The following is a 17,588-nucleotide window of genomic DNA, read 5'->3' on the forward strand; positions in this document are numbered from 1 at the left end:
TTTAACGAAAAACTCAAAGCTCCTTTTAATTTTCCCCCAAAAAATACTCTGGGAAAATATTAACACATTTGCAAACGGTCAGGCTACTTGAGCAATTCCTTGTCATGTATGCCGGGCAGAAACAGTATTGCCTTGAGAAACAATGCAATTTATAGTATAATTTATAATATGCAGAAAAAAACCATGTAAAGGAGGCAAAAATGTCTGCTGAAAGCAAAAACGTCCTAAAATTGGTTGAAAAGTATTTGTTTTTATTGTTGGGTGCGATATTGGCTTCCGTAGGTCTGGAAATATTTCTGGTACCTAATAATATAATTGATGGCGGTATAGTAGGCATTTCCATAATATTAAGCCATTTAACAAAACTTCCGTTAGGCGCATTTATTTTCTTGTTAAACTTACCTTTTCTCGTCCTTGGCTATAAACAAATCGGTAAGACTTTTGTATTGTCAACGCTGTTTTCGGTGATTGCTCTGGCGCTAGGTGTCACATTGCTTCACCCGATACCGGGAATAACCAAAGATGTCCTGTTGGCCTCTGTTTTTGGCGGTATTATTTTAGGTATAGGTGTCGGTTTGATTATCCGTTATGGAGGTTCCCTTGACGGAACAGAAATTGTGGCCATAATTCTAGATAAGAGGACAGGGTTTTCAATAGGGGAAATAGTGTTGTTTTTTAACATCTTTATTTTGTCCAGTGCCGGAGTTGTTTTCGGTTGGGACAAAGCAATGTATTCTCTTATAACGTATTTTATTGCTTTTAAGGTAATCGATATAACTGTTGAAGGTTTAAATGAATCAAAGGCCGTAATCATTGTATCAGAACAGCCCGAAGAAATTGCCGAAGTATTAATGGCGAGGTTAGGTCGTGGGGTTACAATGCTGCAGGGTAAAGGTGCGTATACTGGCATGTTTAAGGGTGTTTTATATTCTGTAGTAACTAGACTGGAGATAGCAAAGTTAAAATCAATTGTGGCAGAAATTGATCCCCAGGCTTTTGTAACATTTAGCGATGTTCATGAAGTAATGGGAGGGAGATTCAAAAAAAGGGCAATTCACTAGGAGGTGGTGGGAATTTTATATCATTGTCTATTCTATCAAATTTTGAGAAGTAGAACACAGAATAGAAATAAGGTGAAAAGATATAAAGTTTTTATAAATAAACAAAATCATAAAATTAAAGTAACGCAGGGTGATAACACTAAGAATAAGGGCGGAAATAGGTTTTAAGTAAACTCTCAATCTCCTGTTTAAGATAACCGGCTAACGGTTATATACACTTTGTCGGGTTGCCAGGGAGTAAAAATTGAATGACAGCAACAATATATTAATAAAGGAGTTTTTGATAAAATCAGCGAATAACAACCGGAGATAATTTAGGGAGACTGGGATTGGTTAAATTGAATTCTGATATGGCATTGGTTTTTTATTACCCAAAACCAAACAGATACAGTATCAATACATTAGCGGGCGCCCTCGAAGAAACCCCGGAATTCGGCGAATTATCCATGTACTTTGTAGAATCGGAAAGGGATTTGTTCACCGGTTTAAAAACGATTACCGGGAAGCATCGCAAAGTTGTGGTCGGGTTGTCCTTTTTTACTCCCCAGCTTTGGGAAACAGCGGCTCTTATTAGCAGACTAAAAAAAGAATATGGAAACGCTATTTTTTTAATTGCCGGTGGTCCTCATCCGACAGGCGACCCGGAAGGAACTTTGGGTTTGGGCGTAGATGTTGTTGTCAGGGGCGAAGGGGAAGAAACCCTGGTAGAACTTCTGGGTAAGTTTGGCCGAGAGGAGGATTATACCAGTGTTAAAGGCATTGTTTACATGGAGAAGCGGGGGGGAATCAGGTTTACCGGGCTGAGAAGACCTGTGAATCTGAATAAGTATCCCCCTTTTGCCATAAAACACAGGTTGTTTTCCCCTATTGAAATTACCAGGGGCTGCCCATATCTATGTTCTTTTTGCCAAACAGGACATATTTTCGGCCCTCAGCCCAGGCACAGAAGCATAGAAAATATTTTGGGTTACGTTCGTCTTTTGACAGAACGGGGGCTTACCGACATAAAGTTCATTACGCCCAATGCTTTTTCCTACGGGTCACCCGACGGCAAAACTATTAATGTTAATAAACTGGAAGCTTTGCTTAGGGGAGTCAGAGCCATAATAGGGAACAGGGGCCGTATTTTTATGGGCTCCTTTCCTTCGGAAGTAAGGCCCGAACATGTCACGGAAGAAACGGTCAACCTTGTTCGGAAGTATGCCAATAACGATAACCTGATCATCGGAGCGCAGTCAGGAAGCCAGCGGATATTGGACCTGTGCCACAGAGGTCATAAAGTCGAGGATATTTTCCGGGCGGTTGATATTACTGTCCGGGCCGGGTTGGTGGCCAACGTTGATTTTATTTTCGGCCTACCGGGCGAAGAACCGGCGGATGTAAAACAGACTATACAGGTGATAAAAGAGTTGGTGGAACGAGGAGCCAGGGTGCATGCCCATACCTTTATGCCCCTGCCCCAGACTGCCTTTACTAAGAAGCCTGCGGGGCGTATAAGTAAAGAGTTGGAAAATCTAATCAACATCCTCAACGCAAGCCATAAGGTTTACGGGCATTGGCGGGAACAGGAGAAGCTGGCTGAGAAAATAGCCCGGTATTTAACCGGGGGTTGCCTCTAAACGCTGGAATGGCAAACTGCTGTACCGGTGAAGCAACCGTTGCCCTATTTAGGGATGCCGCTGCACCGGTGAAACAACCGTTGCTCCGAGGCTACGGGCGGAGACAGTGTATACTCCGTTCGGTTGAAATTGCCGGACCCGGCCAAATCGTCATCCGTGACTCATGGCCGGGTTTCCGGCGTCCGTGCCGGAAACGGCAATTTCAAGTCCTCACTGTCGTTAACACTGTCTATCCGCCCTCCGCCAGGTCGCAACTTATTGTTCCACCGGCCAGCGGCCTCTTTCTCACCCTCACCCAGGGCAGGGCAGGCAGGGTTCTCCGCCTACCGTTTGGGAGCGACTGCGCCCGCAAAACCGCTGCCGGGCAGGCAGAGGAGTTCCCGCATGTCCGAAGATGGCGAAGGCCGCCGGGAAGTCCGGCGCTCAACGTATATTGAGTGTCCGGACGGGAGGCGGCCCGACCTGTAAGAAATTCAGTATGAGCCATCGAGTTCGGGAACGCTGCCTGCCCGGCAAGGGTTTGCAGCACCAAGCTCCCCGGTAGCGGAGACACCCTCCTGCCCTGCCGCCATTCCCCAGCACAAAGCTCCGTGGTAGCCGGGACACCCCACCCACCCTTCCGTGGTTGAAGGAAGGCGTGGCCTCGGAGCAACAGTTGTTTTACCTTCATAGCGGGTATTTGCCTGACAAGGTTATGCAGGTTAAATTTTGATAAAATAGAGGAATTTTTTCTTTCCTGTCGTATTAGAATTACAGTGAATAGCTGGAGGCGCCAACCATGAATTTTCACTTTAAAGTTTGGCTGGAAAAAGACGGACAACCGGTAATCGGTGATGGATTGTACTACCTTTTAAAGAAAATAGAGCAGTATGGATCCATCAAAAAAGCTGCCGAAAGCTTAACGATGTCTTACCGGCAGGCTTGGGGAAACATTAAAAAAGCTGAAAGCCGGCTGGGGACAACACTTTTGATAAAACAGGTTGGAGGTGAATCGGGAGGAGGGGCTAGACTGACGCTGGAAGCAAAGGAATTAATGAAGCAGTATGGGAATTTCCGGCGTGAAGTTGAGGCCTGTGTACAAAAAACATTTGAGAAGCATTTCAAATAATTTTTTGGGGTCGTTATGCTTAAATAAACATAATGCCGCTTTAAAGCAAATTTGTTAGATTAATTTTTTGGTTATGAAGCTTTAATTTTCAAGGAGGTAGGAAAATGTTCAAAAACACCAGACTTTGGGCTATAATGTTGATTGTAGCAATGTTGGGGATGATATTTGCCGGATGTGCAAAAACTACGGGGAAGCCCCCGCTTGAACCCAAACAAGAACAACAGTCACAACAACCTACAGAAAAAGAGCCGGCAAACAAAGAAGTTATTCTGGCCACTACAACAAGTACTGTTGACAGCGGTTTACTTGATGTTTTAAAACCTGAGTTCGAAAAGGAAACAGGATATAATTTGACTGTTGTATCCGTAGGCAGCGGGGCGGCCATAAAAATGGCTGAAAAGGGAGAAGCCGACGCTTTGCTGGTGCATTCCCCCAAAGACGAAGAGCGGATAGTGGATGCAGGAATAGTTATTGGTCGTCAACTGGTTATGCACAACGATTTTGTCATCATCGGGCCGCCCAATGACCCGGCCGGGATTAAGGGTAAGCCATCGGTAGAGGCATTTAAATTAATAGCGCGGAAAAAATGTTTATTCCTATCCAGGGGAGATGAATCAGGCACCCATAAGAAAGAACTCAGCATTTGGAAACAGGCGGGGATTACGCCTGCTGGCGCCTGGTACCAGCAAACAGGCACAGGCATGGGCCAAACTATTGGTGTGGCTGCTGAAAAGAACGGTTATACCTTGTCTGACCGGGCAACTTACTTGGCACAAAAGAAAAATAACGGTTTGCAAATCCTCTCCGAGGGTGACAAGGCTCTTTTAAATATCTATCATGTAATGCAGGTAAATCCGAAAAAATTTAGTAAAGTCAATGCTGAAGGCGGGAAAGCATTCGTAGATTTCATGTTGTCGGAAAAAACTCAGGCCCTGATCAAAAACTTTGGGGTAGATAAATTTGGCCAGCCTTTATTTGTACCGGATGCCGGTAAAAAAGAAGAGCAGTTAGGGAGGTAATCGATGGAACTTATATGGCAGGGGGTTGTTCAGGCTGTTAAACTTTTGCTGGCCGGGGACCCGGAAGTAATGAGAATAACCTTATTAACGTTGAAAGTTTCGGGATCGGCTACACTTATCAGCCTGTGCCTGGGGATACCTTGCGGCGCTCTTTTGGCCCTAACCAGGTTTCCGGGACGGAAGTTTGTTATCAGTTTGGTCAATACCGGCATGGGCCTACCCCCGGTAGTGGTAGGCCTTTGGGTAAGTATCCTGTTGTGGCGGTATGGGCCGCTGGGGTTCTTTCACCTGATGTATACCCCTGCCGCCATGGTGATAGCCCAGTCTGTTATTGCTACTCCTATCATAACCGGCATCTCCGTGGCAGCCTTTCAACAGGTGGATGGGAAGCTGAAAATGCAGATTATGGCTTTGGGGGCTTCTCGGTGGCAGACAGTTTTGCTCCTGGTCCGTGAAGTGAGGCTCCCCTTGTTAGCGGCTGTAATGGCCGGTTTTGGCGGTGTGATTTCGGAAATAGGAGCTTCCATGATGGTGGGTGGTAATGTTTTGGGGCGCACCAGGGTTCTTACTACAGCTACGGTTATGGAAGTATCCAAGGGGAATTTTGACGTGGCTATAGCGTTAAGTATTATTCTGATGGTCCTGGCATACGGGGTCACACTTGTTTTCACTTTACTGCAGCAGCGGGGGGCTCGGTTATGAAACAGGACGTTATATTAGCAGTGGACAATCTGTCTGTAGTGAAAGGGGGAAGGGAAATCCTCAGCATTTCCCGGCTGACCTGGCACAAAGGAGAGTTTACGGCTATTACCGGCCCGAACGGAGCGGGTAAAAGCACTTTGTTAAAAGCTCTGGCTTTCCTCGAACCGTCCAGGGGTCGGGTTTTTTTTAACGGAGAACATATTGCGGGGAGTGATAAAATACTCCGGGCCAGGCGTCGGATGGCTATGGTGTTTCAGGATCCTCTCCTGCTGCGGGGGACGGCTATGGAAAATGTGGCAATAGGTTTGAAAATAAGGGGAGTCCGCGGCAGGCAAAGGAGGCAACAAGCCCGGTACTGGCTGGACAAACTCAACATAGCTCATTTAGCGGACCGGGATGTACGTACTCTCTCCGGGGGAGAGGCGCAACGGGTCAGTATAGCCAGGGCCATGGCTCTGGAACCGGATGTGCTGTTTCTTGACGAGCCTTTTACGTACCTGGATATGCCCACTAAAGCAGCGCTTATCAGTGAATTGAAGGATCTATTGACGGAGACAGGAACTACAACTCTTATGGTAAGCCATGACCTTACTGATATGCCTTTTTTGGCTGACAGGATAATTGTTATGATGGATGGCAGCGTCAAGCAGGTCGGCCCTGTTGAAGAGGTACTGGTCCGCCCCAAAAGTAGGCAGGTCGCCGAATTCCTGGGGGTAGAAAACATTTGGCCGGGCTTTTTGCGGCAAGGCGCAGATGGAAATTGGTTGTTCAGCATTGAAAAAACAAACTGTGTATTAACAGCAGAACGGGGCAAGGGGCGGAATCTGACGGGACCGGAGGTTTTAACAGCGGCCTGTATAAGGCCGGAGTATGTTTTAACATGTCCTGAAGCAAGCATTGAGCTTAATGCACCGAATGTGTTTCGGGGAGTAATCAGGGCGGTATTTCCTCTTGGCTATTATTACCGGTTTAAAATTGATGTTGGGTTTAACCTGTCTGCTTTGGCTTCGGTAACACAGTTTCCCAAATTGCCGCGGCAGGGGGATATAGTTTCAGTTTTCCTGCCGCCGGAAAAAATCCATATTTTTGACCCTGTAGTTGCAAACTAATAGTCAGTGATTTGGGCTATTCTGCTTTTACCGGTGGTCAGCGGGTTAGAAAAAGGAAAGGAAAAAAGAGGAAAGTAATACCCGGATGTCGAAAGTAATAGTCGGAAAATTAAGAAAAAACGACGGGAATAGGTGCAGTGATGTTGAAAATTGGTGATTTATTAGAAGGGAAGTACCAAATTATAAGGTTACTGGGGCGGGGCGCTTGGGGCTCTGTTTATCTCGCGGAGCATTTAAAATTGGGCAATTATTGGGCTGTGAAGGAAATCGATTTACGCAAGGATACACGGGTTAACCTGCTGGCGGAACCGGAAATTCTTAAAAAGCTCAACCACCGGAGTTTGCCCAGAATTATTGATATAATAAGCTTTAATAATTGTATTTATATAATTGAAGACTATTTTGAAGGCACGAGCCTGAAAGAACTTATTGGGGACCGGAAATTTTGTACGGAAGAAAACGTTATAGCCTGGGCCAAACAGCTTTGCGAGATACTGATTTATCTGCACGGTTTTAATCCGCCGATAATTTATAGGGATATGAAACCGGGCAATATTATAATAGATAGCGAAGGCAATGCCAGGTTGATTGACTTTGGCATCGCCCGGGAATATAAACAGGGGCAGGCCAGTGACAGTACTTTTATAGGTACAAGGGGATATGCCGCGCCAGAACAGTTTTCTTTAGGATGCCAGTCTGATGAAAGAACCGACATTTACGGATTGGGAGCTACCTTATATCATGTACTAACGGGTTCCAGCCCCAACGAACCTCCTTATGAAATGTTACCTGTTCGCCGTTTAAACCGGTTACTGTCGAAGGATATAGAACGAATAATTCAGAAGTGTGTGCAGAATGATCCCGCCATGCGTTATCAAAGCGCCGTTGAATTGTTGGAGGATCTGAATAAAATCAGTAGCCGGCAGAGCAATCCCTTGAATAGTCTGTTCAGGGGTTTTGCGGGGCAATTTAATGCCCGGGCCAGGCGGGAAATAATAGTGGAAAAACCCTTCGGCACAGTTGTTATTGCCGTTGGTGGAACTAACCGGGGAGTGGGATGTACCCATACGGCCATTTCCATTTCTGCTTTTCTGGCCCAAATGAAGTACACAGTGGCTGCAGTTGAACTTAACGATAACCCGGTGTTTTTTACTTTGCAGGAAAAGGATACTGAGGGAGGCCTACTACCGGGTGCCTTCAGAATTGCCGGGGTAGATTTTTATAAAAGAAATATAGATTTGATTGAAGTTTTGCGGGCGGGTTATAATTATGTAGTGCTGGACCTCGGACAGCTAATAAGATATGGGAAACAGGGAGTCATGGTAAAACATTCCCGCTATGACGAGGTGGACAGGGCCGACCTGGCTGTTCTTGTGGCCGGTTCGGCTATCTGGCAGTTAAAAGACCTGGCCCCTTATCTTAAGGACTGCAGCTTGGTAACCTGGCGGTTATTATTTAAATTACCTGATGATACGCTTTTTGAAGAGTTAAAAAAGGAGCTGCCATGTAAGATTTACGCCAACCCTTGTGCGCCTGACCCCTTTAACTTCTGTGAGCAACGCAGGGAATTACTATCAAATATGCTTTCCGAAGTGCTACCCAAAGAAAAAAGGAAAAATCCCTTAGTTTTCTGGAGATAAAAGTTCAGGCCAAACCGATAGGCAGCGTATCCAATCTTTGCTAGTTGTTCAGGGCAGGAATCCTAACTATTTTGTTGAAAATTTAAAAAAGTATTACTTTTGGTAGAGGTCAGAGAAATGGCGAAACGTTTTGTTATTTACTTGTTGGCTGTACTAATTCTTGTAACGGCGGTGATGTCTTTTCAACAGAGTCGTCGAGTAAAATCTCTGCTGCCTCACCTGCCGGCGCCGATTGCGCGGGAAAAGGCTTTGGTAACTCCTGCGGGCCAGGGGCCGGAAGGATTAATAGCCGGAAAGCTTTGTGATGTGCTGAATATAAGTAACGATTTTATGTATTGGGCTGAACCGGGCGACCTGGAAGGCCACAATACCTTAATACTGGCCTTAGGATTCAGTAAACAGGGTCTATATTCCATGCATAAAACGGAAGAAGAGGAAATGGAACGGGTAAAAACTCTGGTGATGGCGGCCAATAAGAAGGATATACCGGTTATTTTGCTTCACCTGGGCGGTCAGGACCGCCGGGGAGCTGCAAATGATTCCTTGGCACGTATGATCGCCCCGTATCTGGATTATATTATTGTGACCCAGGACGGCGAAGGTGATAAATTTTTTACCGGTTTGGCGACAAAGTACCAAAAGCCTATTACTGTTGTTAGCGGTGTAAAAACAGCTAACGTGCCTTTGAATTCTGCCTTTAGGTAGGAGGACAAATGGGTAAGAGCTTAAACAAAAAGACAGTATATTCCGTGTTAGCGCTGGTACTGGCAGGCATTAGCGCCTATCATGGAGTTTACCGGATGGAATCGCTGCAATTTATCGGGGCGCTTGTTGAGGATGCTATAGTCAAAAAAGATAACGGTTTGTTGGTATTGGCATCCTTTGAACTCGTAATAGTGGACACATTGTGGCTCATGCCGGGTATTTTAAGCGGTTTTTTGCTGGTTGATCTATGGCGCAAATACCTTTTGCGCCAGTGGTGGGTTAATTACTTACTGGTTGTTCCCTGGGTGCTGGCGATTCATTATATATTGGCGGTTCAGAAAGCCAGCTACAGTTTGGTTGGTATGCTGGTAATTGTTTTGCTGTCTATTTTGGCCGTAATTGAAATGGGTGAACTGAGGGAAAATTTCGGTCCCGTGGTACTGGTGGCTTTTGGACTCACTATGGCTGTGAACTGGCTAAATGTTGTACCGCTGGTGTCTTCTGTCCCCATAAGCCGTGGCGACCTTGACGTGGGCATTAAACTGGGGGCCTCTTTTTTGGACGGCGAAGGAGTCCTTAACCTGGTTGGCCTGTTTTTCTCCTTATTCTTTTTCTTTACCAGCATCATTTCAACTTTGCTGGTTTCTGTATATTTGAGGCGTATCTCTCTTATGGAAGAAAACCGGGTCAAGGAAATACAGTTACAGGAGTTGGAGATGCAGGCGCGTCAGGCCAGGGTACTGCAGGAAATGCATACTTTGGTGCACGATCTGAAGACTCCTCTGATGACCATCCGTGGTCTGAACTCCCTGGTAGAAATGAGCGCTAACTCCGAAAAAACCAAAGAATACTGTCAGCGTATTGACGGCGCTGTGGATAAAGTAAATGCCATGATTTCGGAGATTCTTTACGACGAGGTACGCAAAGATATCACGCCTGCGGACCTGATCCAATATGTCCGGGCCCATGTGCTGGTAAAGAAAATGGGCCAGGAAGTTGTATTTGACATCGCGGCGGACCTGCCCAAGTTGAAAATAAACGTCATCAGGATGAGCCGGGTGTTGATAAATCTGATCGAAAATGCCTTCGCGGCTACCACCGGGGTTAAGAATGCCAAGATAATTATTAAGGTTTATAAAGAAGGGGACTGGGTGATTTTCGAAATTATAGATAACGGCCGGGGAATAGCGAAAGAGGACCTGGAAAAGGTCTGGAGTTGGGGATACAGTACAAAAGGCAACTCGAGCGGTTTGGGGCTGGCCTTTGTCAAACAGATCGTGGAAAACCACCAGGGGAAAGTGGCTTTGGAACGTATACCGGAAGGTGGGACCAAGGTTACTGTTAAGCTAAAGGGGGTTAGTCCTGATGAGGATTCTGGTAATTGATGATAATGAGGATATCCGGTTTACTATTAGCGAAATTTGTGAATTTGCCGGGTGGACGCCGGTTTTGGCCGCCAATGGTTTCGAGGGTGTTGAATTGTTTAAAACGGAAAAACCTAACTTGGTACTGGTGGATTACCACATGCCCATGCTGGACGGCATGGAAACCGTAGAACAGATCAGGAAACTTGACAGCAATTATGTCCCCATTATCGTATTAACGGTGGATGAAAGGCAGGAAGTTGCTGACGAATTTTTGGCCCTGGGAGCAACGGATTTCGCTTTAAAGCCGATTAAAGCTCCGGATTTAATTGCCCGGATAAAGGTTAACCTGAGAATTGCTCAATTAATGAAATTGGAATCAGAATATGCCGAAGATACTGCGAAAGGAATCAGTGGAGCTACCCAGCGTCTGATTACAGATTTTATGAAGGAAAAGGGCGAGCCCCTGACGATAGAGGAAATTACGGCGGGGGTGGGACTGGCGTACCAGACTGTACACCGTTACTTAATGAACATGGTTAAGGCCGGTAAGGTAATCAGTATTTGCGATTACGGAAAAGTAGGCCGGCCAAAAAACAGGTATAAACTTGTGTAGCTGCCGGTGGCCGCTAACATAACAGTGGTGATAATTTAATTTCGGTAAATATGATGGCGAACTGTTACAAAGCGTCTATTGGTCCGTGAACTTTGAATTGGGAGCGGGACCGACGGGCGTTTTTTGTTTTTAACCAAAGGACCTACGGCCTTTTTGGTCCTTCCTTTTGACCTGTAAGCACTGTAAAGTGCGGTCTTTTTGGACATGCCCGATCTACCCTTTTTTAAAGTTTTTAAGAGAAATATGAGAGAAAATAGGAAATCATTTTGAGATTAGGTAAAATTAATTTATCGGTGCCTGCAGATAGTAAGGTTTATGTAATTTGTACTTAATATTACAATGATTCGGGTGGAGGATATACAGTGGCGGAAACTTTATTAGCTGTTGAAGATTTAAAGACATATTTCTATACAGAAGCCGGTGTAGTGAAGGCCGTGGATGGGGTGAGTTTTACTCTGAAAAAGGGTGAAACCCTCGGGGTAGTGGGTGAATCGGGCTCCGGTAAATCCATTACGGCTATGTCTATTCTACAGCTTATCGCTTCACCGCCCGGGAGAATTGTGGGGGGCAAAATTTTTTTCAACGGCGAGAATCTACTGGACAAAAGCCCTGAAGAGATAAGAAAAATCCGCGGCAACGAAATAGCCATGATTTTTCAGGATCCCATGACTTCATTGAACCCGGTACTTACTATCGGGGAACAGTTAATCGAAGTTATTATCCTGCATCAAAAACTGGACAGAAAGTCTGCTGCCAAGAAAGCTGTGGAAATGTTGAGCCTGGTAGGTATACCGGAAGCAGAGAAAAGGCTGAAGGCTTATCCGCATCAATTCAGTGGTGGTATGCGGCAGCGGGCCATGATTGCCATGGCTTTGTCCTGCAATCCGAAATTGTTGATTGCTGATGAACCAACCACCGCTTTGGATGTAACCATTCAGGCGCAGATACTGAAACTTATGAACGACCTAAAGGAAAGATTTCATACATCCATCATGATGATTACTCATGACCTGGGGGTTGTTGCGGAAATCTGTGATGATGTAGTGGTCATGTATGCCGGGCGGCCGGTGGAATATGCCGATGTCAATACCCTGTTTGAATCACCGCTGCATCCCTATACATGGGGGCTGTTGGCCTCACTGCCCAGGATTGATGACCGGGAGAAGAAACGTTTGGAACCTATAGAGGGGTTACCCCCTGACCTGGTGAATATGCCGCCCGGGTGTCCCTTTGCTCCCAGGTGCAAAAAGGCCATGGAGATATGCCGTGTACAGAGGCCAGAGTACAGGGAGATTAAAAAGGGCCACCTGGTCGCTTGCCATCTATATTTGAACATGGGTGATCAATAATGGAAGCTTTGTTAAAGGTAAAGAATTTAAAAAAATATTTTCCTGTTACCAAAGGCGTAGTTTTTCACCGGAATGTGGCAATGCTAAAAGCTGTAGACGGCGTAAGTTTTGATGTTTTGAAAGGTGAAACCCTGGGCTTAGTAGGCGAAAGTGGTTGCGGCAAGAGTACTACCGGCAGGTGTATTCTCCGATTGATTGAACCTACTGACGGTGAAGTTTATTTTGAGGGGAAAGATATCAGGGCTCTTAACAATAAGGAAATGCGGCAAACCCGCAAAGATATGCAGATAGTTTTCCAGGACCCTTATGCTTCCTTGAACCCACGGATGAAGGTCCGGGACATTATAATGGAGCCTATTCTACTACACGGCATAGCCAGTGGGCGGGAAGCCAGGGACAGAGTAAACAAGCTTTTGGAAGTCGTTGGCCTGGCCAGTTACCATGGCGACCGTTATGCCCATGAGTTTAGCGGCGGGCAGCGACAGCGGATTGGTATTGCCCGGGCTTTGGCGTTGGAACCTAAGCTGGTAGTCTGTGATGAACCGGTTTCAGCTTTGGACGTAAGTATTCAGGCGCAGGTGATTAACCTGATGGAAGATCTTCAGAAAGAGTTTCACCTGACTTTTCTGTTCATTGCCCACGACCTGAGTGTAGTTCACCACATAAGCGACCGGGTAGCTGTAATGTATCTGGGCCGGATAGTTGAGATAGCCAATTACAAAGACCTGTACCAAAATCCGCTGCACCCTTATACAAAAGCGTTGCTGTCAGCCATACCTATTCCCAACCCCAAGGCGAAACGGGAGAAGATCGTATTAAAAGGAGATGTGATCAGCCCTATTAACCCGCCTGCCGGCTGCAGTTTCCATACCCGCTGCCCGTTTGCAACCGACATGTGCAAGGAGGAAACGCCTGTTCTGGAGGAAAAAGAGACCGGACATCAAGTAGCTTGCCACCTGGTATAAGTTTTGCTGCTTCCGGCAAGGGGCAGTGAGGTTTACATACATAAAATAAGGTACCTTGATTAGTAAAAAAGGGAGGCTGTATTTATGAAAAGGATGAAGAAAATTGTCACTTTGTTCCTGGCTCTGACCGTGGCCTTTGGCCTGGTTGGCTGTACCGGGGCAAAAAAGCAGGGAGAGAATAAGGGAGCTCCTGGCGGGAACAAAGAAAAGGTCTTTGTTTTCGGTAAAAGCGGGGATGCATCGGGACTTGACCCCATCAACGTTACTGACGGTGAGAGCCTGTATGTAACTCAGCAAATTTTTGACACTCTGCTGGACTACGAAGAAGATAGCACCGAGGTTAAGCCGGGTTTAGCCACGGAGTGGGAAAATTCAAGAGACGGTAAAGAGTGGACGTTGAAATTGCGGCAAGGTGTTAAATTTCACGATGGCACACCTTTTAATGCCGAGGCTGTGAAGTTTAACTTTGACCGCTGGCGTGACGAAAAGAACCCGTACCATAAAGGCGGGGATTTCAGCTACTATACTGCCATGTTCAGCGGATTTCCCGGGGTTATTAAGGATGTGATAGTCGTTGATGAATATACTGTTAAATTTGTTTTAACGAAGCCCATGGCTCCTTTCCTGGCCAACCTGGCCATGGCCACATTTGGCATTTCCAGCCCTGAGGCCATTAAGAAGTATGGTGAAGATTACTTTAAACATCCCGTCGGTACCGGGCCTTTCAAATTTGTGAAGTGGGAAAAAGACCAGCAGATTGTTGTGGAGAAAAACCCGGAATACTGGGGTGGGAAACCCAAGGTTGACAAGGTTGTCTTCAGGGTCATTCCTGACAACTCAGCCCGGTTCCTCGAGCTGAAGGCCGGCACTATTGACGCGATGATCGGCTTGAATCCTGATGATGTGGAAAATGTGAAGAACGACCCCAATTTGCAACTATTGCTGAGACCCAGTATGAATGTCGGCTACCTGGCCATAAACGTAGAGAAAAAACCCTTTGATAACTTGCAGGTACGCCAGGCTATCAACTATGCAATTAATAAAAAGGCTCTGATTGACGCCTTTTACGCCGGACTCGCCAAACCGGCGAAGAACCCGATGCCGCCTTCTCTGTGGGGCTATAATGACAAAGTAAAAGACTATGAATATGACCCGGCCAAGGCCAAGGCACTGTTGGCGGAAGCGGGTTATCCCAACGGTTTTAAGACTACTCTCTGGGCTATGCCGGTAGCGAGGGATTATATGCCGCAACCAAAGGAGATCGGTCAAGCCATTCAGCAGGATTTGGCCAAAGTCGGTATCGATGCCAAAATAGTTACTTATGACTGGACTACTTACATTGAGAAGGGGCAAAACGGCGAACACGACCTATACCTGTTTGGTTGGATCGGCGACAACGGCGACCCCGATAACTTCCTCTATTATTTGTTAGACAAGAGCAACACCGTTAAAGGTACTGCTGGCAACGTTTCTTTCTACAAGGGAGAAAAAGTTTCCGCTCTGCTGACTGAGGCGCAGAGAGAAACGGACCAGGCTAAACGGGCTAAACTTTATGAGGAAGCTCAAGAGCTGATTCACGAGGAGGCTCCATGGGTACCGCTGGTACATGCCACACCGCCTGTTGCTGCTAGAAAATCAATCACCGGTTGGGTACCTCATGCCACCGGCACTGAGTGCTTCATAAACATTGATAAGACAGAGTAGGTTTTAGGCACAAAGATATAAGAGCCGGGGTTTAAAGACTGGTAGCGGACATTAACCCCGGCTCATCACTGGTTAAAATCTTGTTCCGGATTTTGTTGCGGAAGTCCCGAGGTTTGGCTCAGGGATTAAGGAGGGTAAGCCTTTTAAATGGGTAAATACATTGTGAAACGGCTGATTGGACTTATTCCGGTGGTAATTGGAGTTTCCATCTGCGCTTTCCTGTTGATTCATCTGATCCCGGGCGATCCGGCCAGGGCTATCCTGGGAGAGAGGGCAACAGAAGAGACCATGAATGCTTTGCGGGAGCAGTTGGGGTTAAACGACCCTTTATATGTTCAGTATGCCCGTTTTATGGGCAATGTCCTGCAGGGTGATTTCGGCCGTTCGGTTATTACCAATAACCCTGTTATAGAGGAATTTGCGCAGAGATTTCCGGCTACTCTGGAGTTGTCCCTGGCGGCCATGATAATTGCCGTAATTGTTGGGGTTCTGGCAGGGGTTATAAGCGCTGTAAAACAGTATTCCATATTCGATAACCTGAGTATGGTTGGCGCCCTTTTGGGGGTATCCTTGCCAATCTTCTGGCTGGGCCTGATGATGCAATGGTTGTTTGCTTTTAAACTGGGTCTTCTCGATGCCTCGGCCAGGCTAAGTGTGGATACACACTTGCAGACAATAACCAATCTCTATCTTTTGGACGCTATACTTACGGGCAACTGGCCGGCTTTTGTCGATGCTTTCAAGCATATTCTTATGCCGAGCCTTGCTTTGGCTACTATACCGATGGCCATTATCGCCAGGATGACCCGGTCCAGTATGCTGGAGGTCCTAAAACAGGATTATATCAGGACAGCCAGAGCCAAGGGCCTGAAAGAAAAGGTGGTTATCTTTAAACACGCATTAAAAAACGCTTTCTTGCCGGTTTTGACAGTAATGGGATTACAGTTCGGGTCACTGCTGGGAGGAGCGGTATTGACAGAGACAATCTTCTCGTGGCCCGGTGTGGGACGATTGATGTACGAAGCTATTATGCAAAGGGATTTTCCGGTTGTACAGAATGGTATCTTGATTATTGCGCTGATTTTTGTTTTGATAAACCTGTTGGTCGACATATTATACAGTTACGTTGATCCTCGTATCAGGACACATTAAGGGGGCAAGGACATTGAGCGGCAGTACAACTCTGGAAATAAAACGAAACAGACTACAGCCCCGCAATGGTAAAAGAGAAAGTAAAGGGTTATGGGGGGATGTATTCAAACGGCTTATCAGGAGCAAAAGTGCCCTGACAGGCCTGATTTTGGTGGCTGTTTTTCTGCTGGTGGCTTTGTGCGCCCCTTTAATTGCCCCTTATGATCCCATTACAGACAGTGACCTGGTGAAAAGGTTGGAAGCGCCAAGCAGCGAACACATTATGGGCCGCGACAGCCAGGGTAGGGATATTTTCAGCCGGATAATTTACGGTGCCCGGATTTCTGTACAGATAGGCGTAATTTCGGTGAGTTTTTCTCTGGTCCTGGGTGTGGTTTTAGGGGCCATTGCCGGTTTCTACGGCAAGTGGCTGGACGGTCTCATCATGCGGCTGATGGACATCCTACTCGCTTTTCCCAGTGTGCTTTTGGCAATAGCCATTACTGCCGTGCTGGGGCCGGAACTGCGAAACGCCATGATTGCCATCGGTGTGGTTTATACGCCGCACTTTGCCCGCATAGTGCGGTCAACAGTGCTGAGTGTCAAGACCACCGAATACATTGAAGCGGCGAGAGCCATAGGCTGCAGTGACTTGCGGATTATCCTACGGCACGTGCTGCCCAACTGTATGGCGCCGATTATTGTCCAGACTACGTTGAGTATAGGCACTGCCATTCTGGACGCCGCGGCATTGAGCTTCCTCGGACTGGGTGCCCAGCCGCCGACGCCGGAATGGGGAGCTATGCTCAGTGACGGGCGGAGTTATATTCAGAGAGCGCCCCATGTCATGATATTCCCGGGTATGGCGATAATGTTCGTGGTATTAGGGTTCAACCTCCTCGGCGATGGGCTGAGAGACGCCCTGGATCCCAGGTTAAAGAGATAAACAGCCGCTGTAACGGTGAAACCGGCCTATTGGAAGGGTGGGTGGGGTGTCTTGGCTACCACGGAGCTTTGAGCTGTGAAATCCTGCCAGGAAGTCCGCTAACCGCTATGGAGGTAAAACAACCGTTGCTCCGAGGTTACGGGCGGAGACAGTGTAAACTCCGTTCAGTTGAAATCGCTGAACCCGGCCAAATCGTCATCCGTGACTCGTGGCCGGGTTTCCGGCGGTCCGTGCCGGAAACAGCGATTTCAAGCCTTCACAGTCGTTAACACAGGCTTGCCGCCCTTCACCAAGTCGCAACTTATTGTTTTACCTCCGTAGCGGTATCCTTTGTTTTCCTCAGAGCAACGGTTGTTTCACCGTACAACGCCTCCCAGCAACAAGGAGGGGTGGGTGGGGTTCTCAAGCTACCGTTAAGGAGCGACTGCGCCCGCAAAACCGCAGCCAGGCAGGCGGGGGGTTCCCGCATGTTCGAAGATGGCGAAGGCCGCCGGGAAGTCCGACACTCAACTTATGCAGGGTGCCCAGGCTGTCGATAAGGGAGGTTAAA

Annotated in this window: 15 protein-coding genes; all 15 read left to right on the forward strand. The window is 47.0% G+C overall.

Annotated elements, in window-relative coordinates; translation table 11 throughout:
- The first annotated feature begins 200 nt into the window (after nt 1–200).
- The 15 genes from ACSNJE_RS10845 to nikC all read left to right on the forward strand — a co-directional run bounded on the left by ACSNJE_RS10845 (nt 201) and on the right by nikC (nt 17,038).
- On the forward strand, nt 201–1,061 hold the full coding sequence (locus ACSNJE_RS10845; RefSeq protein WP_495252655.1) for a YitT family protein: 861 nt from the start codon (nt 201–203) through the stop codon (nt 1,059–1,061).
- Nucleotides 1,062–1,390: 329 nt separating this feature from the next.
- Entirely contained in the window at nt 1,391–2,680 is a 1,290-nt protein-coding gene (locus ACSNJE_RS10850) for a TIGR04013 family B12-binding domain/radical SAM domain-containing protein (RefSeq protein WP_495252656.1), read from the forward strand.
- A 778-nt stretch (nt 2,681–3,458) separates the two neighbouring features.
- Nucleotides 3,459–3,788: a winged helix-turn-helix domain-containing protein gene (locus tag ACSNJE_RS10855; protein ID WP_474774595.1), complete on the forward strand. Its 330-nt coding sequence runs from the start codon at nt 3,459–3,461 to the stop codon at nt 3,786–3,788.
- Between the two features lie 104 nt (nt 3,789–3,892).
- A complete protein-coding gene (locus ACSNJE_RS10860) occupies nt 3,893–4,807 on the forward strand; it encodes an ABC transporter substrate-binding protein (RefSeq protein ID WP_474774594.1) in 915 nt (304 codons plus the stop codon).
- Between the two features lie 3 nt (nt 4,808–4,810).
- Complete coding sequence (locus ACSNJE_RS10865; protein ID WP_013119681.1) at nt 4,811–5,509, forward strand: ABC transporter permease; 699 nt, start codon at nt 4,811–4,813, stop codon at nt 5,507–5,509.
- A complete protein-coding gene (locus tag ACSNJE_RS10870; RefSeq protein ID WP_495252657.1) occupies nt 5,506–6,618 on the forward strand; it encodes an ABC transporter ATP-binding protein in 1,113 nt (370 codons plus the stop codon). Before ACSNJE_RS10865 ends, ACSNJE_RS10870 begins: the two co-directional genes overlap by 4 nt.
- Nucleotides 6,619–6,761: 143 nt before the next feature.
- On the forward strand, nt 6,762–8,258 hold the full coding sequence (locus ACSNJE_RS10875; RefSeq protein ID WP_495252658.1) for a protein kinase domain-containing protein: 1,497 nt from the start codon (nt 6,762–6,764) through the stop codon (nt 8,256–8,258).
- Nucleotides 8,259–8,375: 117 nt separating this feature from the next.
- Nucleotides 8,376–8,963, forward strand: a complete 588-nt coding sequence (locus tag ACSNJE_RS10880) for a DUF6305 family protein (RefSeq protein WP_052218516.1) — start codon at nt 8,376–8,378, stop codon at nt 8,961–8,963.
- A gap of 8 nt (nt 8,964–8,971) precedes the next feature.
- On the forward strand, nt 8,972–10,348 hold the full coding sequence (locus tag ACSNJE_RS10885) for a HAMP domain-containing sensor histidine kinase (RefSeq protein WP_052218517.1): 1,377 nt from the start codon (nt 8,972–8,974) through the stop codon (nt 10,346–10,348).
- The gene (locus tag ACSNJE_RS10890) at nt 10,329–10,943 is read left to right on the forward strand and encodes a response regulator (RefSeq protein WP_013119686.1); all 615 of its coding nucleotides are present in this window, start codon (nt 10,329–10,331) and stop codon (nt 10,941–10,943) included. Before ACSNJE_RS10885 ends, ACSNJE_RS10890 begins: the two co-directional genes overlap by 20 nt.
- Before the next feature lie 362 nt (nt 10,944–11,305).
- Entirely contained in the window at nt 11,306–12,292 is a 987-nt protein-coding gene (locus ACSNJE_RS10895) for an ABC transporter ATP-binding protein (protein ID WP_495252659.1), read from the forward strand.
- Nucleotides 12,292–13,257 carry an ABC transporter ATP-binding protein gene (locus tag ACSNJE_RS10900; protein ID WP_474774590.1) on the forward strand — a complete coding sequence of 322 codons (966 nt, stop codon included), beginning with the start codon at nt 12,292–12,294 and terminating at the stop codon, nt 13,255–13,257. Before ACSNJE_RS10895 ends, ACSNJE_RS10900 begins: the two co-directional genes overlap by 1 nt.
- 84 nt (nt 13,258–13,341) lie before the next feature.
- Nucleotides 13,342–14,961: an ABC transporter substrate-binding protein gene (locus ACSNJE_RS10905; protein WP_083436924.1), complete on the forward strand. Its 1,620-nt coding sequence runs from the start codon at nt 13,342–13,344 to the stop codon at nt 14,959–14,961.
- 147 nt (nt 14,962–15,108) lie between these two features.
- The gene (locus ACSNJE_RS10910; protein ID WP_052218520.1) at nt 15,109–16,113 is read left to right on the forward strand and encodes an ABC transporter permease; all 1,005 of its coding nucleotides are present in this window, start codon (nt 15,109–15,111) and stop codon (nt 16,111–16,113) included.
- Between the two features lie 13 nt (nt 16,114–16,126).
- Entirely contained in the window at nt 16,127–17,038 is a 912-nt protein-coding gene (gene nikC / locus ACSNJE_RS10915; RefSeq protein WP_200901029.1) for a nickel transporter permease, read from the forward strand.
- The last annotated feature ends 550 nt before the right edge of the window (nt 17,039–17,588 follow it).

Source organism: Thermincola sp. GK-1, from assembly GCF_059412445.1.